Origin of the sequence: Pantoea sp. GbtcB22 (genome assembly GCF_019091025.1) — a bacterium.
GTDB classification, from domain to species: Bacteria; Pseudomonadota; Gammaproteobacteria; order Enterobacterales; family Enterobacteriaceae; genus Pantoea; species Pantoea leporis.
This window is the reverse complement of sequence record NZ_JAGXKB010000782.1, coordinates 1-239: the sequence shown is the minus strand read 5'-3', so window position 1 is coordinate 239 and position 239 is coordinate 1. Positions and strand designations below refer to the sequence as shown.

1 protein-coding gene is annotated in these 239 nt (G+C 61.5%); it reads right to left on the bottom strand.

Annotated features, from left to right (window positions below; all coding sequences use genetic code 11):
* Positions 1-10 precede the first annotated feature (10 nt).
* Positions 11-239 (bottom strand): hypothetical protein (locus KVT28_RS26660; protein WP_217551316.1); only part of this gene is annotated, 229 nt, incomplete at its 5' end.

The window sequence follows — 239 nt, the reverse complement described above, 5'->3', positions numbered from 1 at the left end:
CTGGAAAACTTCACCAGGTGAGGTCGCTCTTGTAGAAGATGGTCGACCGGAACTGGACGGGATCATCGCTGTCGTACTTGCTGGAGAAGCCGAACGCGAGTTGGGGCCCGACCGAAGAGCGGTAGACCGCGATTCCCTGCGGCTCACGGCCGGGGAGCGTGGTGTCACCCGCGTGGGTCTGGAAGATCTCCTTGACCGACTTCCCGCTGTCGTTCATGTCGAGCGTGACCAGGTAGGAC